Source organism: Sphingomonas sp. MS122, assembly GCF_049532975.1.
GTDB lineage: Bacteria > Pseudomonadota > Alphaproteobacteria > Sphingomonadales > Sphingomonadaceae > Sphingomonas.
On record NZ_CP186695.1, the window covers coordinates 1,709,625 to 1,733,793 of the forward strand.

General features: G+C 68.1%; 18 protein-coding genes and 1 pseudogene. 14 read left to right on the plus strand and 5 right to left on the minus strand.

Going from position 1 to position 24,169, the window contains the following annotated elements; genetic code table 11:
- Window positions 1-82: 82 nt before the first annotated feature.
- The 5 genes and pseudogenes from ACO227_RS08225 to ACO227_RS08245 form a co-directional block, all read right to left on the minus strand.
- Window positions 83-3,109, minus strand: a complete 3,027-nt coding sequence (locus ACO227_RS08225) for a TonB-dependent receptor plug domain-containing protein (protein WP_423606776.1) — start codon at window positions 3,107-3,109, stop codon at window positions 83-85.
- 89 nt (window positions 3,110-3,198) lie between these two features.
- A complete protein-coding gene (locus ACO227_RS08230; protein ID WP_423607307.1) occupies window positions 3,199-4,335 on the minus strand; it encodes an FGGY family carbohydrate kinase in 1,137 nt (378 codons plus the stop codon).
- Window positions 4,301-4,762 (minus strand): annotated as a pseudogene (locus ACO227_RS08235) (FGGY family carbohydrate kinase); the annotation flags it as partial. The gene ACO227_RS08230 and the pseudogene ACO227_RS08235, both read right to left, overlap by 35 nt.
- Complete coding sequence (locus ACO227_RS08240) at window positions 4,681-5,637, minus strand: transketolase family protein (RefSeq protein ID WP_423606778.1); 957 nt, start codon at window positions 5,635-5,637, stop codon at window positions 4,681-4,683. The gene ACO227_RS08240 and the pseudogene ACO227_RS08235, both read right to left, overlap by 82 nt.
- Entirely contained in the window at window positions 5,634-6,509 is an 876-nt protein-coding gene (locus ACO227_RS08245) for a transketolase (protein ID WP_423606780.1), read from the minus strand. Before ACO227_RS08245 ends, ACO227_RS08240 begins: the two co-directional genes overlap by 4 nt.
- Before the next feature lie 160 nt (window positions 6,510-6,669).
- On the opposite strand from ACO227_RS08245, the gene ACO227_RS08250 reads away from it, so the two are divergent.
- The 14 genes from ACO227_RS08250 to ACO227_RS08315 all read left to right on the plus strand — a co-directional run bounded on the left by ACO227_RS08250 (window position 6,670) and on the right by ACO227_RS08315 (window position 24,163).
- The gene (locus tag ACO227_RS08250; RefSeq protein ID WP_423606781.1) at window positions 6,670-7,509 is read left to right on the plus strand and encodes a DeoR/GlpR family DNA-binding transcription regulator; all 840 of its coding nucleotides are present in this window, start codon (window positions 6,670-6,672) and stop codon (window positions 7,507-7,509) included.
- 57 nt (window positions 7,510-7,566) lie between these two features.
- Complete coding sequence (locus ACO227_RS08255) at window positions 7,567-8,547, plus strand: TIM barrel protein (protein ID WP_423606783.1); 981 nt, start codon at window positions 7,567-7,569, stop codon at window positions 8,545-8,547.
- Window positions 8,547-9,884: a pectate lyase family protein gene (locus ACO227_RS08260; RefSeq protein ID WP_423606784.1), complete on the plus strand. Its 1,338-nt coding sequence runs from the start codon at window positions 8,547-8,549 to the stop codon at window positions 9,882-9,884. Before ACO227_RS08255 ends, ACO227_RS08260 begins: the two co-directional genes overlap by 1 nt.
- A complete protein-coding gene (gene lldD / locus ACO227_RS08265) occupies window positions 9,881-11,020 on the plus strand; it encodes an FMN-dependent L-lactate dehydrogenase LldD (RefSeq protein WP_423606786.1) in 1,140 nt (379 codons plus the stop codon). The genes ACO227_RS08260 and lldD overlap by 4 nt, the downstream gene beginning before the upstream one ends.
- Window positions 11,017-11,781 carry an SDR family NAD(P)-dependent oxidoreductase gene (locus tag ACO227_RS08270; RefSeq protein ID WP_423606788.1) on the plus strand — a complete coding sequence of 255 codons (765 nt, stop codon included), beginning with the start codon at window positions 11,017-11,019 and terminating at the stop codon, window positions 11,779-11,781. The genes lldD and ACO227_RS08270 overlap by 4 nt, the downstream gene beginning before the upstream one ends.
- Window positions 11,782-11,791: 10 nt before the next feature.
- Window positions 11,792-13,285 (plus strand): FAD-linked oxidase C-terminal domain-containing protein, encoded by a 1,494-nt coding sequence (locus ACO227_RS08275; protein WP_423606790.1) that lies wholly within the window; start codon window positions 11,792-11,794, stop codon window positions 13,283-13,285.
- Between the two features lie 148 nt (window positions 13,286-13,433).
- Window positions 13,434-14,540 carry a glycolate oxidase subunit GlcE gene (gene glcE / locus ACO227_RS08280; protein WP_423606791.1) on the plus strand — a complete coding sequence of 369 codons (1,107 nt, stop codon included), beginning with the start codon at window positions 13,434-13,436 and terminating at the stop codon, window positions 14,538-14,540.
- On the plus strand, window positions 14,540-15,829 hold the full coding sequence (gene glcF / locus ACO227_RS08285) for a glycolate oxidase subunit GlcF (RefSeq protein ID WP_423606793.1): 1,290 nt from the start codon (window positions 14,540-14,542) through the stop codon (window positions 15,827-15,829). The genes glcE and glcF overlap by 1 nt, the downstream gene beginning before the upstream one ends.
- Window positions 15,830-15,955: 126 nt before the next feature.
- Window positions 15,956-17,317: a glycoside hydrolase family 140 protein gene (locus ACO227_RS08290; RefSeq protein ID WP_423606795.1), complete on the plus strand. Its 1,362-nt coding sequence runs from the start codon at window positions 15,956-15,958 to the stop codon at window positions 17,315-17,317.
- Complete coding sequence (rhmD, locus tag ACO227_RS08295; RefSeq protein WP_423606796.1) at window positions 17,314-18,522, plus strand: L-rhamnonate dehydratase; 1,209 nt, start codon at window positions 17,314-17,316, stop codon at window positions 18,520-18,522. Before ACO227_RS08290 ends, rhmD begins: the two co-directional genes overlap by 4 nt.
- A 22-nt stretch (window positions 18,523-18,544) precedes the next feature.
- Window positions 18,545-19,402, plus strand: a complete 858-nt coding sequence (locus ACO227_RS08300) for a fumarylacetoacetate hydrolase family protein (protein WP_423606798.1) — start codon at window positions 18,545-18,547, stop codon at window positions 19,400-19,402.
- An 8-nt stretch (window positions 19,403-19,410) separates the two neighbouring features.
- Window positions 19,411-20,163, plus strand: coding sequence for an SDR family NAD(P)-dependent oxidoreductase (locus ACO227_RS08305; protein WP_423607308.1), 753 nt, complete (start codon window positions 19,411-19,413; stop codon window positions 20,161-20,163).
- Window position 20,164: 1 nt separating this feature from the next.
- Window positions 20,165-21,091, plus strand: coding sequence for an amidohydrolase family protein (locus tag ACO227_RS08310; protein WP_423606800.1), 927 nt, complete (start codon window positions 20,165-20,167; stop codon window positions 21,089-21,091).
- A gap of 3 nt (window positions 21,092-21,094) precedes the next feature.
- Complete coding sequence (locus ACO227_RS08315; RefSeq protein ID WP_423606802.1) at window positions 21,095-24,163, plus strand: family 78 glycoside hydrolase catalytic domain; 3,069 nt, start codon at window positions 21,095-21,097, stop codon at window positions 24,161-24,163.
- The last annotated feature ends 6 nt before the right edge of the window (window positions 24,164-24,169 follow it).

The window sequence follows — 24,169 nt, forward strand, 5'->3', positions numbered from 1 at the left end:
GTCTGCGCTGCGGCCTCAGCGTAAGCCTGGATACAGAGCGACAGGGGAGGCGGCGTGCCTCCCCTGTCCAAGGGGTGCCTCGTCAGAATTTGATGCGTGCGCCGGTGTAGAAGCGGCGGCCGATCACGTCGTACACGCCGTTCACATTGCCCGGCAGGCCGCCCCACACCGGCGGACGCTCGACATCGAACAGGTTCTTGACGCCGAGATAGAATTCGAAATGCTCGATCCCGGTGTAGCGGACCTGCATGTCGGTGTAGATCTTCGAGCCGATGCGGAAATATTTTTCGTCGGGCACCGATCCGTCCGCCAGGCGATAGAGCGTCTGGAAGTTCTCATAGTCGAGGACCTGCGGCGCGATATATTCGGCGCTGACGTTGAAGCCGAACTTGTCGTTCTCCCAGCCGACGCCGGCCGTCACCGCATCCTCCGGCGTGCCCAGCTCGCCCTTGGTATTGTCATAGGGATCGCCGGTCAGCGCGCGGAAGCCGTTCTTGAGCAGGTGCGTCCACGCGGCCGAGAGGCTCGCCGTGCCGCCCGCAACCTCGTGGCGGTAGTTCAGCGTGAAATCGAGCCCGCGGCTGAACGAACCGCCGCTGTTGACCAGCGCGCGCACCACCTGCTCGACCGAACCGGTGCTGTACGCGCCCGACGCGCCGGCGCGGCGGGTGACGAACTGGCAGAACTCGTCCAGCCCCTCGCGATAGCATTTGTTGAGCACCGTCGCGGCGGACACGCGGCTGATCGCGTTCTCCAGCTTGATGTCGAAATAGTCGACGGTGATCGTCAGGTTGCGCAGCGCGTGGATCGAGCGCGGGTTGATCACCGCGCCGATCGTCAGCGTCTTGCCGGTCTCCTCCTGGATGTCCGGGTTGTTGGCGGAGATGCCGCCGACGCCCGCGAGATCCGCCTGCGTCAGGGTGAACGATCCGTTCGCCTGGATGTTGGCGAGAATGCCCGGAACCGCGCGGCAATTCTCCGCGAGCGTACCCGTGGTGGTGAGGGTGATGCCCTGGCACGGATCGGTGATCGAGATGATGCCTGCGGCCGGCGCGGCGAACAGCTCGCCGATATTGGGCGCGCGAGTCGCATGCGCATAGACCGCGCGGAGGCGGATATCCTCGATCGGCGACCATTCGCCGCCCACGTTCCAGGCATAGAAGGTGCCGACCGTCGAATAGTCGGACATGCGCCCCGCGGCGCGCAGCGTCAGGTTGTGGAAGAAGGGAGTCTCGGACAGGATCGGCACGACGATCTCGCCATAGGCTTCCTTGACGTCGAACTTGCCCGCGGTGTCGGTGAGCTGGACATAGCCGTTCCGCGCCTGGTTGGTCAGCGGATCGAAGATGTCGCGGCTTTCCTCCTTGCGATACTCGGCGCCGACCGCGACCTGGAGCGGACCGGCGGGAAGCTGGAACAGCGTGCCGGTGAGGTTCGCCGCCGCGACGTGCATCTGCTGCTTGGAATAGCGGCTCATGCTCGTCTTGATGTACTTGATCGCCTCGGGCGAGATCTTCGACGTGCCGTTGGCGTTCAGGCCATAGACGTCGATCGGCACGCAGCCCTGCGCCCGAGCGCTCGCATTGACGCACACCGCCTCGCCGCGGTTGCCGTCATTGTCATAGTCGTAGACGTCGGGGATCGCCTGCAGCGCCTCGGCGAGGTTGTAGAGGTTCGCCAGGCCGCTCATCGACTGGTTCTGCTTGGTGAAGCCATATTGGTAATAGGCGTCGAGCTTCCAGCTGCTGCCGAGGTCCATCGTCCCGCCGAGCACCACGCGGAAATTGTCGCGCTCGGTGGGAATGGTGCGCGTGCCGTCGTCGAACACCGTCGTGCGCAGCAGGAAGCTCAGATCCTTCGAGCTGATCGCATCGTTGGCGTTGCGGTTGGTCGCCGCGGCGAAGACCGCGGCCGGCACCAGCGGGTTGGCCAGGCGGCGCACGTCCGCCGGGTTGGTCGGGTTCGCGACCAGGAACTCGATCGGATAGAAGCCGCCATTGCCCGGGAAGGCGCCGAGCGCGCTGTCGGTGCGCATCGGCGAGGCTTCCATGCGCCCCTTGGTGAGGACGTTGGTGTAGGTGACCTCGGAGAAGAGGTTGATGTCGTCGGTCACGTCATAGTTGACGCGCGCCGCGAAGGTGTAGCGCTCCGACGGTGCGGCGAGCAGCTTGTACTGTTCGCGGTTATAGCCGTCCGTCGCCGCGTTGTAGGCGCGGAAGGTGCCGTCGGGATTGATGATGCGGTTGGTCTGGCCGCCGATCACGAAGACGCCGCCCGGACCGACGTTCGACGGGTTGTAGAACGGTGTGAACAGGTTCTGCGCGGCGGTCAGGTTGGCGTCGTTGTTGCCCGCGACGCGCTGCGTGGTGCCGAGGCTGGTATAGTCGTAGCGCGCGAAGTCGCGGCCGTCATTCTTGACCACGCCTTCGTTGACGTAGCCGCCATAGACCATGATGTTGCCGCGGCCGTCGCCGAAATTGGCGCCATAGGTGGCGTTGGCGACGAACTGGCGGTCATCGCCCCGTTCCGAGATGCCGCCCTGGACGTTGAGCTGAATCCCTTCGTACTTCTTCTTGTAGATGAAGTTGACCACGCCCGCGACGGCGTCCGACCCATAGACGGCCGAGGCGCCGCCGGTGAGCACGTCGACGCGCTCGATGAACGGGGTCGGGATCATCGACAGGTCGACCTGCGCGGTGCCGGGCACGCCCGCGACCGAGCGGCGGCCGTCGATCAGCACCAGCGTGCGATCGGCGCCGAGGTTGCGCAGGTTGACCGTGGCGAGACCCGGATTGGTGCTCGCGCCGTTGGTGGTGCGGCTCTGGCCCGGAATGCCGACGGCAGGGTTCTGCTGCAGCGCCTCCTGCACGTTGACGACGCCCTGATTCTCGAGCGCCTCGGCGGTGACGACCTGCAGCGGGCTGGGCGAGGTCAGCGCGGGCGAGGCGATGCGGCTGCCGGTGACGACGACTTCCTGCTCGGCCTCGGGCGCTTCCTGCGCGACGGGTGCGGCGTCCTGTGCCTGCGCCGCGGTCGCGGCGAACAGGGTGAGCGCGCTCGCGCCGCACAGCAGCAGTCCGGTGCGCGATGACTTGATTGCAACTTTCATTTCCCCACTCCTTCCCTTGTGTTGTTCTGATCGGGCCCTGGGTCAGGCCCCAGTCCATGGGCGTTTGCCGCCTCTCTCTCGTTATTCGGTCATGGCCGGTTGGCCCGGGCGACCACGTCGGCCACCCTCTCGCGCCAGTTGTTGCGGATCGCGTCGCGCGCGTCCGGCGCGAGCTGCGGTTCGAAGCGGTCGGCGGCGGTCGCTGTGCTGGTGCCGGCGAGGCCGAGCGCTTCGGCCGCCATGCGGGCGACGCCGAGCGCGCTGGCCTCGGCGATCTCGGGCCGGGCGATGGCACGGCCGGTCAGGTCGGCGAGGAGCTGCGCCAGCAGCGGATTGCGCGCCGCGCCGCCGTCGATCGACAGCTCGGGCAAGTCGATGCCGAGATCCGCGGCGATCGCGTCGAGCACGTCGCCGATCTGCAGCGCGATCGCCTCGAGCGTGGCGCGGGCGACATGCGCCGGGCGGGTGGCGAGCGTCATGCCGCTGAGCGTGCCGCGCGCGCCGGTCTGCCAGTGCGGCGCGCCGAGCCCGGCCAGCGCGGGGACGAAGACCACGCCTTCGCTGCTCTCGACACCGGCCGCGAGATCGGTGAGCGCCTGCTCGTCAGGCAGACCAAGCAGCGCCGTGGCGAAGGCCGCGGCATGGCCGGAGACCGAGATGTTGCCCTCGATCGCATGCTGCGTGCCGCCCCTGGCGCGGCTCCATGCGATCGTGCTGGAAAGGCCGTGCGACGAACGCACGCGGCCTTCGGTCGCGGCCATCAGCGAGCTGCCGGTGCCGATCGTCGCCTTGACCCGGCCCGGCGCATGGATGCCGTGCGCGAACAACGCGGCGTGGCTGTCGCCGAGCAGCACTTGGACCGGCGTGCCCGCGGGCAGCGCGGTCAGGCCGGGCGCGACCGCGCCGAAGCCGCTGTCCGACGGCGCGATGCGCGGCAGGATGGCGAGCGGCACGTCGAAGATGCGCGCGAGCTCCGGATCCCAGTCGAGCGTGTGGAGGTTGAACAGCTGGGTGCGCGAGGCGTTGCTGTGGTCGGTCGCATGGACCCGCCCCCCGGTGAGGTTCCACAGCAGCCAGCTGTCGATCGTGCCGGCCTTGATCTCGCCCGCGGCCGCGCGGCCGCGCGCCCCGGGGATCGAGTTCGAGCAGCCAGGCGATCTTGGCGGCGGGGAAGAGCGGATCGATGCCGAGACCGCTGCGCGCGACGATCGCGTCTTGCAGCCCAGCGGCGCGCAGTGCGGCGCAGCGCTCGGCCGATCGCGCGCATTGCCAGATCACGGCGGGGGCGAGCGGGCGGCCCGTCGCGGCCTCCCACAGCACCACCGTCTCGCGCTGGTTGGAGATGGCGAGCGCGGCGATCGCGCTGTCCGGCGCCGCGGCGACGAGCTCGGCGATCAATGCGGCGGCCGCTTCCCAGATGTCCGATGCCGACTGCTCGGCCCAGCCCGGCTGCGGATAGGTCACCTGCATCGGCCGCGAGCGCGACGCCAGCACCGTGCCATCGGGCGCGACGAGCAGCGCCTTGGTGTTGGTCGTGCCCTGGTCGATGGCGAGGATGACCGGATCGGACATCAGCCGGCCTTCGCCCCCAGCAGCTCGCGCGTGGCGGCGGCAATGCCTTCGGCGGTGAGGCCGAAGCGCTCCATCAGCCATGATGCCGAACCGGTCGGCAGGAAACCGGGGAAGCCGAGCATGCGCATCCGGACGGGCGAATGCTGCGCGCAATATTCGGCGATCGCGCCGCCGAGGCCGCCTTGCGCAAGTCCTTCCTCGGCGGTGACGATCGCCCCGGTCTGTGCTGCGGAAGCGACCAGATCGGTGTCGAGCGGCGAGACGGTCGCCATGTTGATCACGCGCGCGGCGACGCCCTCGCCCGCCAGCGCTTCGGCGGCGGCGAGCGCGCGATGGACCAGCGTGCCGGTGGCGACGATGGCGATGTCGCCGCCCTCGCGCAGCACTTCGCCCTTGCCGATCGCGAAGGCGGCGCCTTCGGGGCGCGCGAGCTCGGGCACCGGCATGCGGCTGATCTTGATATAGACCGGGCCGTCATGCGCGGCGGCCGCCCTGATCGCCTCGGCGGTCTCCCACGGGTCGGCCGGGACGATCACGGTGAGCTTGTCGATCGCGCGCAGCCAGGCGACGTCCTCGATGCTGTGATGCGTCGCGCCGAGCTCGCCATAGGCGACGCCCGAGGAGATGCCGCACAGCTTCACATTCTGCTGGCTGTACGCGCAGTCGACCTTGATCTGCTCCATCGCGCGCGCGGTGAGGAAACAGCCGGCGCCGCTGACGAACGGGATCTTGCCGCCGTTCGCCAGGCCGGCGCCGACGCCGACCATGTTCTGCTCGGCGATGCCGACATTGATCAGGCGATCGGGGAAGCGCTCGCGGAACTTGCCGAGCTTGGACGAGCCGACCGAGTCGTTGACCACCGCGACGATGCGGTCGTCATTGGCGGCAAGCTCCTCGACCGTGCGGACATAGGCGTCGCGGCAGTCGAACATGCCGGTGGCTGCGACGTCCTTCACTTGTCCATCTCCGCTTCGAGCTCGGCAATGGCCTGAGCGTATTGTTCGGCATTGGGCACGCCGTGGTGCCAGCCGGCCTGATCCCGCATGAAGCTGACGCCTTGGCCCTTGTGGGTGTCGGCGATGATCACCAGCGGCTTGCTGCGCGGCTCCGCGGCGCGGTCGAAGGTCTCGAGCAGGGCGGCATGGTCATGGCCGTCGACGCCGACGACCTCCCAGCCGAACGCGCGCCATTTGTCGGCGAGCGGCTCGAGGCTGTTGGTGTCCTCGGTCTTCGCGCCCTGCTGCAGGCGGTTGCGGTCGACGATCACGGTGAGGTTGCTCAAGGCCCGATGGCCGGCGAACATCGCCGCTTCCCACATGCTGCCTTCCTGCAGCTCGCCGTCGCCGGTGAGCGCGAAGACGCGATAGTCCGCCTCGTCGATCTGCGCCGCGACGGCGATGCCGACCGCGACCGGCAGGCCGTGGCCGAGCGGGCCGGTATTGGTCTCGACGCCGGGCAGATAGGTGCGGTTGGGATGGCCGTTGAGCCGCGATTCGGGCTTCAGATAGGTGTCGAGCTCCGCTTCCGGAAAGAAGCCCGCCCCGGCCAGCGCCGTGTACAGGGCACCGGTGCAATGACCTTTGCTCATGACGAAACGGTCGCGGTCCGGGGCGGCAGGGGAGGACCCGTCAATTCGAAGAATATCGAAATAGAGCGCGGCAAGCACGTCTGCGGACGAAAGATCGCCGCCGGGGTGACCCTGGCCAGCGTCGACGATCATGCGGAGGAGGCGACGCCGCATCCAGTTGGCGCGTTCGCGGACGTACGCCGCACGCACCTCCAGCGTACGCGCTGCGGCGTCGCGACTCTCCAGCCTGACTGAACTCATTCGCCTCTCCTGACCGCCCGATAGCGGATGTTGAAACCAAACGCAATAATAGTCATATTATATGGATATCATTCGAAGTTTCGATTATTTTCGTTTGTTATCGGACGGGCTCGAAATTGACAAGATATCAAAGCCGGCGCTAGGAGAAGGCTGCGCCGGCATGGTCTCCAGCGGCGTCAACCACAGGGAATCCAGGAGCGGGAATGTCGAGATCGTGAGCGGCGAGCGACGCGCCCGGATGCTCGGTGAGGCCCGCCGCAGCAAGATCCTCGAATGGCTCCAGGAGGAAGGCAGCGCGCGCGTGCGCAGCCTGGCCGAGGCGTTCGGGGTGTCCGAGGTGACGGTGCGCCAGGACCTCGAGAAGCTCGAGGCCGACGGCCATATCGTGCGCGAGCATGGCGGCGCGTTCCTCAAATCGGTGACTCAGCAGGTGCGCGCGATGGCGCTTCAGCACCATGAGAACATGGAGGCCAAGCAGCGCATCGGCCGCACAGCGGCAGCGCTGGTCGGGGACGGCGAGACGATCATCCTCGATTCGGGCTCGACCACGACCGAGGTCGCGGCGCAGCTCACTGGCCGGCGCGACATGACCGTGATCACCAACGCGCTCAACATCGCGCTCATGCTCGGCGCCGAGCCCGGGTTCGAGGTCCATATGACCGGCGGTCATTTCAAGGCGCCGACGCTGTCGCTGTCGGGCGACCGCTCAGCCGACTATTTCCGCGGGCTGTTCGTGCAGAAACTGTTCCTGGCGACCGCGGCGCTCGATCTCGAGGCGGGGCTCACCTATCCGGCGTTGTCCGACATCCCGGTCAAGCGCGCGATGATCGAGGCGGCGGAGAAGGTCATCCTCGTCGCCGATTCGAGCAAGATCGGCCTGCGCTCCTTCACCGCGCTGGGCGGGATCGAGCTGGTGCATCTGCTGGTGACCGACAGCGGCATCCGCGACGAGGACCGCGCCGCGATCGAGGCGGCGGGCGTGGAGGTGCTGGTCGCCTGAAGCTTTTCGGCGCGCACCCCGTGCCGCGCCTGCCAACCCCGGGATGAGGATCGAACCATGAGCAACCAGAAATACGGCGCCGGCATCTGGCACTTCGCGACCTTCGTCGATCGCTATGCGACCGACGGCTATGGCCCCGCGCGTTCGCTGATCGAGATGATCGATCTCGCCGGGCAGGTCGACGACCTGTCGGTGGTCGACATCAACTATCCCTTCGTCGATCCGAGCTTGTCGCTCGACACGGTCGACGAGGCGCTCAAGCGCAACAATCTCTCGGTGATCGGCATCACGCCCGAGATCTACACGCGCCAGTTCGCCAAGGGCGCCTTCACCAACCCCGATCCGGGCATCCGCCGCCTCGCCAACGAGATGTGCAACGACGCGGCCAATGTCGTGCGGCGGTTCGGCGCGGACTATGTGAAGCTGTGGCCGGGGCAGGATGGCTGGGACTATCCGTTCCAGGTCGACCACAGGAAGCTGTGGCAGATGAGTGTCGAGGGGATCGGCGAGCTCGCCAGCCAGAACCCCGATCTCAAGTTCGTTATCGAGTACAAGCCGCGCGAGCCGCGCTGCCACATGAGCTATGACAGCGTGTCGCGCACATTGCTCGGGATCGAGCGGATGGGGCTGCCCAATGTCGGCATCCTGCTCGATTTCGGCCATGCGCTCTATGGCGGCGAGAGCCCGGCGGATTCGGCGCAGCTCGCGATCGATCACGGGCGCCTGTTCGGCATGGACGTGAACGACAATTTCCGCGGCTGGGACGACGATCTGATGGCCGGGTCGGTCCACCCGATCGAGCTGTTCGAATTCTTCTACACGCTGCGCAAGAACAAATGGGAGGGCGTGTGGCAGCTCGACCAGTTCCCGTTCCGCGAGGACAGCGTGGCGGTGGCGAACGGCGCGATCAGCTTCCTGAAGGGCATCGAGCGCGCGCTCGACAAGCTCGATTTCGAGGCGATGCAGGACGCGCAGGACCGGCACGACGCGGTGACCGCGCTGCGCCTTGCGCGTGAAGCCTTGTTCACCTCCTTCTGATGCTGCGTGGGGCGGTCATCGCGGCGATGCTGGCAGCGGCGGCTTCGTCCGCCGCGGCGCAGCAGCTCGCCTTTCCGGGCGCCGAGGGCGCCGGGCGCTTTTCGGAAGGCGGCCGCGGCGGGCGGGTGATCGCGGTCACCAACTTGAACGACTCAGGGTCCGGCAGCCTGCGCGCCGCGCTCGAGGCGGGGCTGCCGCGCACCGTGGTGTTCAACGTCTCGGGCACGATCGCGCTCAAGACCGACATCGTCGTCACCCACGGACGGCTGACCATCGCCGGCCAGACCGCGCCGGGCGACGGCATCACGATCCGCGACCGTTCGCTCAACATCGCCGCGAACGACGTGGTGGTGCGCTATATCCGCTCGCGGCTCGGCGCCGCCTCGGGCACGCAGCAGGACGCGATCACCGTCACCAAGGGACGGCGGATCATCCTCGATCATGTCTCGGCGAGCTGGTCGATCGACGAGACGCTGTCGGCCTCGACCCATTACGACAAGCCGGGCGACGGGGTGTGGGACCTGACCGTGCAATGGTCGATCATCGCCAATTCGCTGCGCAAGTCGAACCACGACAAGGGCGAGCATGGCTTCGGCAGCCTGATCCGCGCGGCGAAGGGCGCGAAGATCAGCTGGCACCACAATCTCTGGGCCAACCATCTCGACCGCATGCCGCGGCCGGGCAACTACTCGCTGCCGAGCGAGGACGACAAGGGCGGGCTGTTCGAGTTCCGCTCCAACGTCTTCTACAATTGGGGCAAGGACCGCTCGGGATACAATTACGACGTGTCGACTCACGCCCAGTACAACTTCATCGACAACGCCTATGTCGCCGGGCCCGACAGCAAGGGCAATTTCGCGTTCGAAGAGCAGAACCAGCTCGCGCGCGCCTGGTGGTCGGGCAACAGCATGAACGGCGCGATCCCGGCCGACCAGAAGACGCTGGTCAAGGGCAACATCCCCGCGGGCTATTGGCTCGACGCGCCGCTCGATGTCGGGGCGGTCGCGGCCGATCCGGCGCCGCGCGCGTTCGAGCGCGTGCTCGCGGGCGCCGGCGCGTCGCTGGTGCGCGACGCGATCGACCTCAAGATCGTGGCCGGCGTGCGCAACAAGACCGGGCGGATCATCGACAAGGAGGCGGAGGACGGCGGCTGGCCCGCGCTGCGCCCGGGCACTGCGCCCGTCGATGGCGACCAGGACGGCATGCCCGACATGTGGGAGCGCGCTCGCGGGCTCGACCCTGCGCGGGCTGACGGGGCTGCGGACCGCAACAAGGACGGCTACAGCAACCTCGAGGAATATCTGAACGAGCTCGCCGCCGGAAAGGGCGCCCAGTGATCATCTCTTCCGCCAACGATTTCCGCGAGGCGGCGCGGCGGCGGTTGCCGCGTTTCCTGTTCGATTACGCGGACGGCGGCGCCTATGCCGAGGAGACGTTGCGCCGCAACGTGAGCGATCTCGCCGGCATCGCACTGCGCCAGCGCGTGCTCAAGGACGTCGCCAGCATCGACCTCAGGACCAGCTGGTTCGGGCGCGAGGTCGCGCTGCCCGTGGCGCTCGGCCCGGTCGGGATCAGCGGCATGTATGCGCGGCGCGGTGAGCTGCAGGCGGCGCGCGCGGCCAGGGCGGCGGGGATCCCGGCGTGCCTGTCGACCGTATCGATCTGCTCGATCGAGGAAGTGGCGCAGGCGGCCGACCCCTTCTGGTTCCAGCTCTATGTGCTGCGCGACCGCGCGTTCATGAAGGACCTGATCGCGCGGGCCAAGGCGGCGGGCGCGGCGGCGCTCGTCTTCACCGTCGACATGCCGGTGCCGGGCGCGCGCTATCGTGACGCGCATTCGGGCATGTCCGGACCCAACGCCGCGGTGCGCCGCGTGCTGCAGGCGATGGGCAAGCCGGGCTGGTCGTGGGACGTCGGGTTGTGGGGCCGGCCGCACATGCTCGGCAACCTGCTGCCGGTGCTGGGCAAGGACAGCGGGCTCAACGACTATATGGGCTGGCTCGGCGCCAATTTCGATCCGTCGATCCAGTGGAAGGACCTCGAATGGATCCGCGAAGCCTGGGACGGCCCGCTGATCATCAAGGGCATTCTTGATCCCGAGGATGCGCGCGAGGCGGCGGCGATCGGCGCCGACGGCATCGTCGTCTCCAACCATGGCGGGCGCCAGCTCGACGGCGTCTTGTCGAGCGCGCGCGCGCTGCCGGCGATCGCGGACGCGGTCGGCGACCAGCTCACCGTGCTCGCCGATAGCGGCGTGCGCAACGGGCTCGACGTGGTGCGCATGCTGGCGCTGGGCGCGCAGGGCGTGCTGCTCGGGCGCGCGTGGGTCTATGCGCTGGCGGCGCAGGGCGAGGCGGGCGTGGCCAGGCTGCTCGAGCTGATTACGAAGGAAATGACGGTCGCGATGACGCTGACCGGGGTCAACCGGATCGGGGCGATCGACCGCTCGATCCTAGGCGAGGACGTGAAATGAAGCTTCTCGAAGGCAAGACAGTGCTGGTCACCGGCGGATCGACCGGCATCGGCCGCGCGGCGGCGATCGGCGCCGCGCAGCACGGCGCGAACGTCGCGATCAACTATGCCTCGAGCGACGACAAGGCGGCGTCGTGCGTCGCCGAGATCGAGGCGCTGGGGCGGAAGGGCCTGGCGGTGAAGGGCGATGTCGCGCTGCCGGAGACCGCGACCGACTTCGTCAGCAAGGCGGTCGAGGCGTTCGGCCGAGTCGACGTGATGGTCTCCAACGCCGGCATCTGCCCATTCCACGCCTTTCTCGACATGCCGGTCGAGACGGTCGACCGCACCTTCCGCGTCAACCTCCATGGCGCCTATTACATGGTTCAGGCGGCGGCGAACCAGATGGTGAAGCAGGGCGAGGGCGGGGCGATCGTCGCGGTCTCGTCGATCTCGGCGCTGGTCGGCGGCGAGTTCCAGACCCACTACACCCCGACCAAGGCGGGCGTGCACTCGCTGATGCAGTCGGCCGCGATCGCGCTCGGCAAGCACGGCATCCGCTGCAACTCGGTGCTGCCCGGCACGATCCTGACCGAGATCAACAAGGAGGATCTCGCCGATCAGGACAAGCGCGACCGAATGACCGCGCGCATCCCGCTCGGCCGTCTCGGCGAGTCCGAGGATCTGGCGGGCCCGATCGTGTTCCTCGCCTCCGAGATGGCCGCCTATGTCACCGGCGCCGCTTTGCTCGTCGACGGCGGCGCGTTCGTTAACCTCCAATAGGGTCTCTCGCGTGTCGCTCGTCATGCCCGTTCCCGATGCCGCGACGTTGGCGCGGCGGGCGGAGATCGTGGCGGCGATGCGGAAGATCGTCCCCGGCGAGGGCGTGATCGACGACGCCGAGGCGCTGCGGCCCTACGAGTCCGACGGATTGACCGCCTATGCCCAAGTGCCGCTGGTGGTGGTGCTGCCCGAGACGGTCGAACAGGTCGCCGCGGTGCTGCGCTGGTGCCACGCCAACCGGGTGAAGGTGGTGCCGCGCGGCGCGGGCACCTCGCTGTCGGGCGGCGCGCTGCCGCTGGCGGACGGGGTGCTGCTCGGCATGGCCAAGTTCAACCGCGTGCTCGAGATCGACTATCAGGATCGCGTTGCGGTGGTGCAGCCGGGCGTCACCAACCTCGCCATCACCCGCGCGGTCGAGGATGCGGGCTTCTACTATGCGCCCGACCCGTCGAGCCAGATCGCCTGCACGATCGGCGGCAATGTCGCCGAGAATTCGGGTGGGGTGCATTGCCTGAAGTACGGGCTCACCACGAACAACGTGCTCGGCGTCGAGCTGGTGACGATCGAGGGCGAGGTGGTTCGTCTGGGCGGGCGCGGGCTCGAGCCCGCCGGGCTCGACCTGCTCGGCGTGATCGTGGGGTCGGAGGGCCTGCTCGGCGTGGTGACCGAGGTCACCGTGCGCATCCTGCCGCGGCCCGAGACGGCCAAGGCGCTGCTGATCGGCTTTCCCGACGTCGAGGGCGCCGGACGCTGCGTCGCGGATGTGATCGCCGCGGGGATCATACCGGCGGGAATGGAGATGATGGACCAGCCGGCGATCCATGCCGCCGAGGCGTTCGTCAACGTCGGCTACCCGCTCGATGTCGAGGCGCTGCTGATCGTCGAGCTCGACGGGCCGGGCGCGGAGTGCGGGTATCTGACTGGCGAAGTCGAGAAGATCGCACGGGCGAACGGCGCGGTGTCGGTGCGCGCGTCGGCGGACGAGGCGGAGCGCGTGGCGTTCTGGGCCGGGCGCAAGGCAGCCTTCCCGGCGGCGGGGCGGGCGTCGCCCGACTATTACTGCATGGACGGCACGATCCCGCGGCGGCGGCTGCCCGAGGTGCTGACGCGGATGACGGCGCTGTCGGAGCAGTACGGGCTTGGCGTGATCAATGTGTTCCATGCCGGGGACGGCAATCTCCACCCCCTGATCCTCTACGACGCCAACCAGCCGGGGCAGCTGGAGAAGGTCGAGGCGTTCGGGGCGGATATCCTGAAGCTGTGCGTCGAGGTGGGCGGGGTGTTGACCGGCGAGCATGGCGTCGGGGTCGAGAAGCGCGACTTGATGCACACCATGTTCTCCAAGGAAGATCTGGCGCAGCAGCAGCGGGTGAAATGCGCGTTCGATCCCGAACTGCTGCTCAACCCCGGCAAGATGTTCCCCGAGCTGCACCGCTGCGCCGAGCTCGGGCGCATGCACGTGCATCGCGGGCAGGTGCCGTTCCCGGACCTGCCGCGCTTCTGATGGGCACGGTGCCCCGCTCCACACATACCGTCACCCCGGCCTTGTGCCGGGGTCCACTCGGCCGCCCGCGCCACGCTTCGTTTCGGGCGGCAACGGCTGCGGCGCGGTGGGCCCCGGCACAAGGCCGGGGTGACGAAAGTAGAGGGCAATGATCCGCCCTGACTCCATCGACGCGCTTTGTTCGACCGTGGCCCATGCACGCGCCACTGGCACCAAGCTCGGTCTGCGCGGCGGCGGCACCAAGGATGCGATCGGCGCACCGTGCGAGGCGCAGATCGTGGACATGCGCGGGTTCGCCGGGGTGGTGGATTACGATCCGCCCGAGCTGGTGCTGACCGTGCGCACCGGAACCCCGCTGGCGGAGGTCGAGGCGCTGGTCGCAAGCGAAGGCCAGATGCTGGCGTTCGACCCGTTCGATCATGGCGCGATGCTCGGCAGCGACGGCGGCGCGACGATCGGCGGCGTGGTCGCGGCGGGCGTGGCCGGACCGGCGCGGCTGTCGCGCGGCGGCGCGCGCGATCATCTGCTCGGCTTCACTGCGGTGTCGGGGCGTGGCGAGCGCTTCGTCGCCGGGGCCAAGGTGGTCAAGAACGTCACCGGCTACGACCTGCCCAAGCTGATGGCGGGGAGCTGGGGGCGGCTCGCGGCGCTGACGGAGCTGACGCTCAAGGTGCTGCCCGCCCCGCGTACCCGCCTGACGCTGGCGATGCGCGGGCTGGACGCTACGGGCGCGGTCGCGGCGATGGCGCGCGCGCTGGGATCGGCGGCGGAGGTGACCGCGGCGGCGCATCTGCCCGACTGGCACGGCGAAGCGGTGACCGCGCTGCGGCTCGATGGCTTCGCGGAATCGGTCGCGGCACGCGCGGCGATGCTGCCGGAATTCGAGGCGCTCGAGGATGGCGACGCGCTGTGGCTGGCGGTTCGCGGTGCCGTGCCGTTGCCGCGTGAATGGCCCTTGTGGCGGCTGAGCGTCGCGCCGTGCAAGGCGCCCGGTGCGGTCGCCGCGCTGCCCGGGGCCGAGTGGCTGCTCGACTGGGCGGGGGGTCTGATCTGGCTGGCGAGCAACGCCGATCCCGCCGTGGTCCGCGCCGCGGCCGAGGCAGCGGGCGGGCATGCGACGCTGGTCCGCGCGAGCGAGGCGGTGCGCGCGAGCATTCCAGCGCTTCACCCGCAGCCCGCCGCGCTGGCGGCGATCGAGGCCCGTGTGCGCCGCGCCTTCGACCCCGACGGCGTGTTCGACACGGGGCGCTTCTGATGCAGACCAGCTTCACCCCCGGGCAACTTGCCGATCCGGCGACCGCATCGTCCGAGGGCGTGATCCGCAAATGCGTGCATTGCGGCTTCTGCACCGCGACTTGCCCGACCTATGTGCTGCTCGGCGACGAGCTCGATAGCCCGCGCGGGCGCATCTACCTGATCAAGGACATGCTGGAGAAGCAGCGCAAGCCGGGGCCGGAGACGGTCAAGCATGTCGACCGCTGCCTCTCGTGCCTGTCATGCATGACGACCTGTCCGTCGGGCGTGAACTATATGCACCTGGTCGATCACGCGCGGGCGTATATTCACGAGAACTACAAGCGCCCTTGGCACGAGCGCGCGATGCGGCAGGTGCTGGCATGGGTGCTGCCCTATCCCGCGCGGTTCCGCGCCGCGCTGACGCTGGCGAAGCTCGGCCGGCCGTTCGCGCCGCTGATCGCCGGGGTGAAGCCGCTGGCGGCGATGCTGGCGATGGCGCCGAGGCGGGTGCCGGCCCCGGTGGCTGCGAAGAACTCGACCGTGCCCGGAGCCGGAGCCCGTGTCGCGCTGCTCCAGGGCTGCGCTGAGCCGGTGCTCAAGCCCGAGTACCGCGCGGCGGCGGTGCGGCTCCTCAACCGCGCGGGCTATGATGCGGTGTTCGCGGCGGGCGAGGGCTGCTGCGGCGCGCTGGTGCATCATATGGGGCGCGAGGCCGACGGGCTCGATGCCGCGCGGCGCAACGTCGACGCCTGGACCCGCGAGATCGAGGGCGAGGGGCTCGCGGCGATCGTCGTCACCGCATCGGGCTGCGGCACGACGATCAAGGACTATGGCTTCATGCTGCGCAATGACGCGGCTTATGCCGACAAGGCGGCGCGGGTGTCGGCGCTGGCCAGGGACATCTCCGAACTGCTGGTCGAGGCCGACCTTCCGCGCGGCGACGGGCGCGGGCTTACCGTCGCCTATCATTCCGCCTGCTCGCTGCAGCATGGGCAGAAGGTGACCGAGGCGCCCAGGCGATTGCTCGCGGCGGCGGGCTATGTCGTGCGCACCCCGGTCGAGGCGCATCTGTGCTGCGGGTCGGCGGGCACCTACAACATTCTTCAGCCCGAGATCGCGGGCAGGCTCGGCGACCGCAAGACCGCCAATCTCGAGCGGCTGCAGGCCGATGTGATCGCCACCGGCAATGTCGGCTGCGCGATGCAGATCGGCCAGCGCAGCGGCACGCCGGTGGTGCATGTGATCGAGCTGCTCGACTGGGCGACGGGCGGCCCCGCGCCGGCCGCCCTGGCGCATCGAAACGCTTGACCGATTAGTACTATTATATTTAGAATCTGCGGCTGTCGGACTTCGAGTCCCGCGCAGGACCGGCCGTGCCTTCGGCAGATTTGGGAGAGTTGGGGGATGCCATCGGGAATTTCTGGGGCGCGTTTTTTGCTGACCGCACTTGCGGCGCTGGCGGCGACGCCCGCCATGGCGCAGACCCCGCCGCTCAGCGTCTCGGCCAATCACCGCTACCTCGAGGCGGGCGGCAAGCCCTTCTTCTGGCTGGGCGACACCGCCTGGCTGCTGCTCAGCCGGCTCGATCGCGACGAGACCGAGCACTATCTCACCACGCGCAAGCGCCAGGGCTTCAACGTCGTCCAAGTGATGGTCCTCCACACCAACAAGATGACCAGCCGCTATGATGCGCCCGCGCTGGTCGACGGCGACCCCGGGCGGCCGCGCACCACGCCGGGCAAGGATCCGGCAAAGGCCGGCGAATATGACTATTGGGATCATCTCGACTGGGTGGTCGCACGTGCGCAGGCGCACGGCATGTATCTCGCGCTGGTGCCGGCCTGGGGCGATCTCGCGATGGAGCGGCAGCTCCACGAGAAGAACGCCCCGGTCTATGGCCGCTTCATGGCCGAGCGCTACGGCAAGGCGCCCAATGTGGTCTGGCTCAACGGCGGCGACACGCGCTCCGAGATGCGAAATGCCGTGTGGGACGCGCTCGGCACCACGATCAAGCGGATCGCGCCCAGGCAATTGATGACCTTCCACCCCATCGGCCGCACCACCTCGTCATGGCAATGGCACCAGGCGCCGTGGCTCGACTTCAACATGTTCCAGTCGGGCCATCGCAGTTACGCGCAGGAAGGCGCCAACGCGATCGCCGAGGACAATTGGCGCTATGTCGAGCAGGATCTGGCGCGCACCCGGCCCAAGCCGACGATCGACGGCGAGCCTAGCTACGAGAACATCCCCCACGGCCTGCACGAGCCGAACCAGCCGCGCTGGCAGGCGGCGGACGTTCGCCGCTATGGCTGGTGGGCGGTGATGGCGGGCGCGTTCGGCCACACCTATGGCGAGAACCATGTGATGCAGTTCTTCCTGACCGGTGCCGACACCGCGAACTTCGAGCCGAACCTGCATTGGGACAAGGCGATCGAGGCGCCGGGCGCGAACCAGATGCGGCACCTGCGGTCGCTGATCGAGGCGCGCCCGATGCTCGAGCGCGTGCCCGACCAGTCGCTGATCGTCGACAATGGCGTGCGCTACGACCGCGTGATGGCGAGCCGGGGCAAGTCCTATGCCTTCGCCTACACCTATACCGGCCGCCCGTTCACGATGAAGCTCGGCGCGATCAGCGGCCGCCAGGTGAAGGCGCAATGGTATTCGCCGCGCGATGGCCAATTCACGCCCGCAGGCACGTTCGCCAATCGCGGCGAGCGGCGTTTCGATCCGCCGGGCGAGACCAAGGCGGGCAATGACTGGGTGCTGGTACTCGATGATGCGGGTACGGCACGATGAAAGAAGGGAATTTCGTGGGTCTTCCCAGGATCAGGCAAGTGCGGGCGTACACGGTGCGCGGGGGTGGTGCGGATTATCACGACCAGGGCGAGGGGCACTGGATCGACGATCACATCGCGACGCCGATGTCGCGCTATCCGGAGTATCGCCAGTCGCGGCAAAGCTTCGGGATCAACGTGCTGGGCACGTTGGTGGTCGAGCTCGAGGCCGAGGACGGCACGGTGGGCTTTGCGGTCACCACCGGCGGCGAGCCGGCCTGCTTCATCGTCGAGAAGCATCTGTCGCGCTTCCTGATCGGGCGCAGCCCGGCGGAATATGAGAAGATCTGGGACCAGATGTACTTCTCGACCCAATATTATGGCCGCAAGGGGCTGGTGGTGAACGCCATCTCGGGGGTCGACCTTGCGATCTGGGACCTGCTCGGCAAGCTGCGGGGCGAGCCGGTCTACCACATGCTCGGCGGCGCGGTGCGCGACGAGCTGCAATTCTACGCCACCGGCGCGCGGCCCGATCTCGCCAGGGAGATGGGCTTCATCGGCGGCAAGCTGCCGCTGCACCATGGCCCGGCCGAAGGGCTCGAGGGGCTGGACAAGAACATCGCCGACCTCGCCGACATGCGTTCAAAGTGCGGCGACGATTTCTGGCTGATGCTCGATTGCTGGATGAGCCTCGACCTCGACTATGCGACCCGGCTCGCGCACCGCGCGTACAACGAGTGCGGCTTGAAGTGGATCGAGGAAGCGCTCTCGCCCGACGATTACTGGGGCTATGCCGCGCTCAAGCAGAACGCACCCAAGGGCCTGCTCGTCACCACCGGCGAGCATGAGGCGACCCGCTGGGGCTTTCGCATGCTGATGGACATGGACTGCTGCGACATCATCCAGCCCGATGTCGGCTGGTGCGGCGGGGTGACCGAGCTCATCAAGATCGCCAACTATGCCGACAGCCGCGGCGTGCTCATGGTGCCCCACGGCTCGTCGGTCTACAGCTACCACTTCGTCATCACCCGCCACAACTCCCCCTTCGCCGAGTTCCTGATGATGCACCCCGGTCCCACCGAGGTCGTCCCCATGTTCGCCCCCCAGCTCCTCGGCGAACCCGTCCCCAGCAACGGCCGCATCCGCGCCTCCGAACTCGACAAACCCGGCTTCGGCGTCACCCTCAACCAAAACATCGCACTACACCGACCCTATCCCGCCAACTGATTCTCAGACTGAAGGACCCGACATGAAGCTCTGCCGTTATGGCACCCCCGGCGCCGAGAAGCCCGGCCTGATCGACGCCGATGGCCGCATCCGCGACCTGTCCAACTATGTCGCCGATATCGACGCGCAGACATTGTCGAAGGAAACGCTGGCGAACCTTGCCGCGGTCGATCCGACGACGCTCACGCTGGTCGAGGACGGCGTGCGCTACGGCCCCTGCGTCGCCGGCACGCGCCAGTTCGTCGCGATCGGCCTCAACTATGTCGACCACGCGCATGAATCGAACCTGCCGATCCCCGAGGAGCCGGTGGTGTTCAACAAGTGGGTGAGCTGCATCCAGGGTCCGAACGATCCGGTGACGATCCCCAGGGATTCGAAGAAGACCGACTGGGAGGTCGAGCTCGGCGTCGTGATCGGCACCGCAGCCAATTATGTGTCGGAGGCCGACGCGCTGAACCACGTCGCCGGCTATTGCGTGGTCAACGACGTGTCCGAGCGCCACTGGCAGGCCGAGCGCGGCATGACCTGGGACAAGGGCAAGGGCTTCCCGACCTTCGGTCCGATCGGCCCGTGGCTGGTGACGGCCGACGAGGTCGGCGATCCGCAGAACCTGTCGATGTGGCTGTCGGTCAACGGCAAGAAGGTCCAAGACGGCAACACCAGGACGATGATCTTCAACGTCGCGCAGATCGTCTCCTACCTCTCGCAGATCATGACTTTGCTCCCGGGCGACGTGATCACCACCGGCACCCCGCCGGGCGTCGGCCTCGGCCAGAAGCCCGAGCCCTGGTATTTGAAGGCCGGCGACGTGGTCGAGCTCGGCATCGAGAAGCTCGGCGAGCAGCGCCAGGACTTCGTCGCATGGGCGCCGGCCAAGTGAGCGCGCCCGTGACTCCCTATGCGGGCCGTTTCGCCGGGCGTACGGCGGTGATCACCGGCGGCGCGTCGGGCCTCGGCAAGGCGGTGGCCAAGCGCATCGTCGCCGAGGGCGGGCAGGTCGCGCTGTGGGACCTCAGCGCCGATAATCTCGCCGCGGCGAAGGACGAAGTCGGGGCGGCCGACGTGCAGGCGCTCGACGTGTCGGACCAGGCGGCGGTCGAGGCCGCGGCCGGGGCAAGTGCCGCAGCGCTGGGCGGCAAGGTCGACGTGCTGGTCTGCTCGGCCGGCATCACCGGGGCGACCGCGCCGGTGCATGAGTATCCGGTCGACAGCTGGCTGCGCGTGTTCGACATCAACGTCAACGGGCTGTTCTACTGCAATCGCGCGATCGTGCCGCTGATGCTCGAGAACGGCTATGGCCGCATCGTCAACATCGCTTCGGTCGCGGGCAAGGAAGGCAATCCCAACGCCAGCGCCTATTCGGCGTCGAAGGCGGCGGTGATCGGTCTCACCAAGTCGCTCGGCAAGGAGCTCGCGGGCAAGGGCGTGATCGCCAATTCGCTGACCCCGGCGACGTTCGAGAGCCCGATCCTCGCGCAGCTGCCGCAGAGCCAGGTCGATTACATGCGCTCGAAGATCCCGATGGGCCGTCTTGGCGAAGTCGACGAGAGCGCCGCCATGGTCTGCTTCATGGCGAGCGAGGAGTGCAGCTTCACCACTGCCTCGACCTTCGACACGTCTGGCGGACGGACGACCTTCTGAGATGGCCGCCCCTGAGTCCCTTGGGCGCCCGCCCCTCGTCGATCCGCACGTCCATCTCTGGGACCTCGCGCATATCCGCTACCCGTGGCTGACGGGGCCGTTCAGCGATGACGGCCCCAACGGCAGCGTCGAGCCGATCGCGGTCGACTATCCGCTCGACGCCTATCTGGCGGACGCGAGCAAATGGGATGTGCGCGGGATCGTGCATATCGACGCTGGGGCACATCCCGAAGACGCGCTCAAGGAGACGCAGTGGTTGCAGGCGATGGCCGACGGGCGTGGCCTGCCGACGGGGATCGTGCCGTTCGCGGCGCTCAACGAGCCGGGGGTCGAGGCGCTGCTCGCGGCGCATGCCGGGCATCGCAACGTGCGCGGCATCCGTCACATCATCAACTGGCATCCCGATCCGGTGCGCAGCTACTCGCCGGCCGATGTCACCACTAGCGACGCGTGGGAGCGCGGGTTCGGGCTGCTCAGGAAGTTCGACCTGAGCTTCGACCTGCAGGCCTATCCCGGGCAGTTCGCGCATCTCGCCGAGCTGATCGCCCGGCATCCGGACACGCAGGTGATCCTCGACCATACCGGCATGGCGATCCCCGGCGATCCCGACGGCTGGGACGTGTGGCGGCGCGGCATGGCCGGCTTCGCGGCGCTGCCCAATGTCGCGGTAAAGATCTCGGGCATGGGCTTCACCTGGCGACCGTGGGACGAGGCGCAGGCTCGCCCCTATGTGCTCGAGACGATCGAGCTGTTCGGGACCGAGCGCGCGATGTTCGCGAGCAACTTCCCGACCGACAAGCTCTTCGGCAGCTTCGACAAGCATTTCGACGCTTATGACGCGATCACCGCGGATTTCAGCGCGGACGAGCGGGCGGCGTTGTTCGGCGGCAATGCCAACCGCATCTACCGGCTGGGGCTCGAGCTCTAGGCCATGCGCGTCACTGATCTCCGTGCCGAATATACGGTGAACCTGCTCGGCACGGAGGTGCGGCATCCGCGCCTGTCGTGGCGGATCGAAGAGGCGGCGCACCAGACCAGCTATCGCATCCGCGCTGCGGCGAGCGAGGCGGCGCTGGCGGCGGGCGAGCTGCTGTGGGACAGCGGCGAGGTCGCGAGCGATGCGACGTTCGATGTCGCTTATGGCGGTCCGGCGCTGGCCTCGATGCAGCGCGTATGGTGGACGGTCGAAGCCAATGGCGCCGCGACTTCCGACCCGGCCTGGTTCGAGGCGGGGCTGCTGTCGCCGGACGACTGGCGCGGCGACTGGATCGAGGCGGAAGACGAATTCGCCGCCGCCGATCGTGCTGCTGGGGTGAGCTGGGTATGGAGCGAGACCTCGCTCGACGCGCGGCCGCATGCCTTCCGGCTCGACTTCGATGCGCCGGCCGATCTGGTCTCGGCGGAAGTGCTGATCGCCGGCAAGGATCATCTGCGCGGCGTGTGGGTCAACGGGGCCAAGTCGCCGCTGGACTGGCATTTCGACTGGGACACCTATTTGCCCTTCTGGGGCACGCTCGGGCCGTACGCGGGCGAGGTGAAGCCCGGCCGCAACAGCGTCTGTGCGCTGGTCGAGGCGGACACGACCGGCTTCTTCCCGGTCGATGGCGGCGCATTCGCCGCCCTGATCCGGCTGCACCGTGCGGACGGCAGCGTGGAGCGGATTACGGGCAACGCCTTCTGCGTGATGCCCGATGCGCCGCAAGGCTGGACTGACACCGGTTACGACGCGAGCAGCTGGGCGCCGGTCGTGCCGAGCACCAGCTGGGCGCAGGGCGATCCCCGGCCGAGCGAGCCGGCGATGCTGCTGCGCACCCGGTTCGAGGTGCCGAAGCCGGTGGTATCCGCTCGGCTCTACGCGACGGCGCTCGGGGCATATGACGCGCGAATCAACGGGCAGAAGGTGAGCGAGGCGATCCTCGCGCCCGAGATCACCGTGGCGAAGAGTCATATCCTCTACCAGACCTACGACGTGACCGGCCTGATCGCACAGGGCGTGAATGCGTTCGGTGCGGTGGTCGGCGACGGCTTTTATGCCTCGCCCTTTGGCTGGCGGATCGAGCGCTATGGCTTCGGACCCGCGCCGCGGCGGTTCCGGGCGATGCTGCGGATCGACTATAAAGACGGCTCGCACGACTGGGTGACGACCGGGCCGGACTGGAAGATCGCGGCGTCGCCGATCCTCAAGTCGGAGATCTATGACGGCGAGACGTTCGACGCTCGGCGGATCGTGCCGGGCTGGTCGGCGCAGGGGTTCGACGCCTCGGGCTGGTCGGATGCGAAGATCGGCGTTGCGCCGAACATGGCGATCATCGCGCAGACCTCCCCGCTGCTCGAGCGGACCGGGACGCGGCGCGCGGTGTCGGTGAGTGAGCCGGTACCGGGTCATTACGTGTTTGATTTCGGGCAGAATTTTCCCGGATGGGTGCGCGTCCGGGCGGCCGGGCCGGCGGGGACGACGATCACGGCCAAGTTCGCCGAGTTGCTCAACGCGGACGGCACCGCCGACCTCTCCAACCTGCGGCTCGCCAAGGCGACGGACACGTTCGTGCTGGCGGGGACTGGCAAGGTCGAGAGCTTCGAGCCGCACTTCACCTATCACGGTTTTCGCTACGTCGAGATCGAGGATTATCCCGGCACGCCGACCTCCGACGACATCGAGGGCGTGATCGTCCATAGCGCGTGCCGCGAGGTCGGCCGGATGACCTTCCACGATGCGCCGTTGCTCCAGCGCATCTGGAACAACGCGCTGTGGAGCCAGCGCAGCAACTTCTTCGCGGTGCCGACCGATTGTCCGCAGCGCGACGAGCGCATGGGCTGGATGGGCGACATCCAGGTGTTCCTCGACGCCGCCGCGTTCAACATGGAGGTCGATCCCTTCATCCGCCGCTTCCTGCTCGAGGCGCGCGCGGCGCAGCGCGACGACGGGGCCTATCCGATCGTGGTGCCGCAGCCCCTGTCCTTCCCCGACGTGGTGACGGCGGGGTGGAGCGAGGCGGGGATCATCCTGCCGTGGCAGCTGTGGCAGCGCTATGGCGATACCGCGGTGATCGACGAGAATTGGGACGCGATGGAGGGCTGGATGGCCTATGTCGCGCGCAGCAATCCCGACCATGTCTGGCGCAACGACCGCGGGCTCGACCTGGGCGACTGGTTGTCGGTCGATGCGATCAAGCCCGACGACGAGACCACGCCGCGCATCCTCTGCGCGACCGCCTATTGGGCGTGGTCGGCCGAGCTGATGGCCGAGATGGCGGCGGCGACCGCGCGTAACGCTGACGAGGTCCGCTACCGCGCGCTGCACGCGGCGATCGTCGACGCCTATGCCGCCGAGTTCGTCGGCGCGGACGGCGTGTGCGGCAATGGCAGCCAGACCAGCCAGGTACTCTCGCTCGCCTTCGGCTTGGTGCCGGAAGACCGCCGCGCCGCCGCCGCGAAGGTGCTGGCCGACGAGATTCGCGGGCGCGGCATGAAGCTGTCGACCGGGTTCCTCGGCACGCCCTACCTGCTCGACGTGCTCGCCGATGCCGGGCTGTGGGAGGAAGTCAGCGGCCTGCTGCTCCAGACCGGCTATCCGAGCTGGGGTTACATGACCGAGCAGGGCGGGACGACGGTGTGGGAGCGCTGGAACGGCGACACCGGCGACCTCAGCATGAACAGCTACAACCATTATGCCTTCGGCGCGGTGGTCGGGTTCTTCTATCGCCGGCTGGCGGGGATCGCGCCCGCAGCACCCGGCTTCCGCCGCATCGCGGTGCGGCCGGTGTGGCTGCCCGAGGTTGGCCGCGTTGAGGCGCGGTTCGATTCACCGGTCGGACTTATCGCGACCGAGACCGGCGGCGATGGCGACGGGTTGAAGCGGTTCGCGCTGACCGTGCCGGCCAACACGATCGCCGAAGTCGAACTGCCGGGCATTGGTTGGCGCGGCGTGAGTAACGCCCGCGAGGATGAAGGATCGACCCGCTTCGAAGTCGGCGCGGGCACATACGAATTCACAAGATAATCGAGA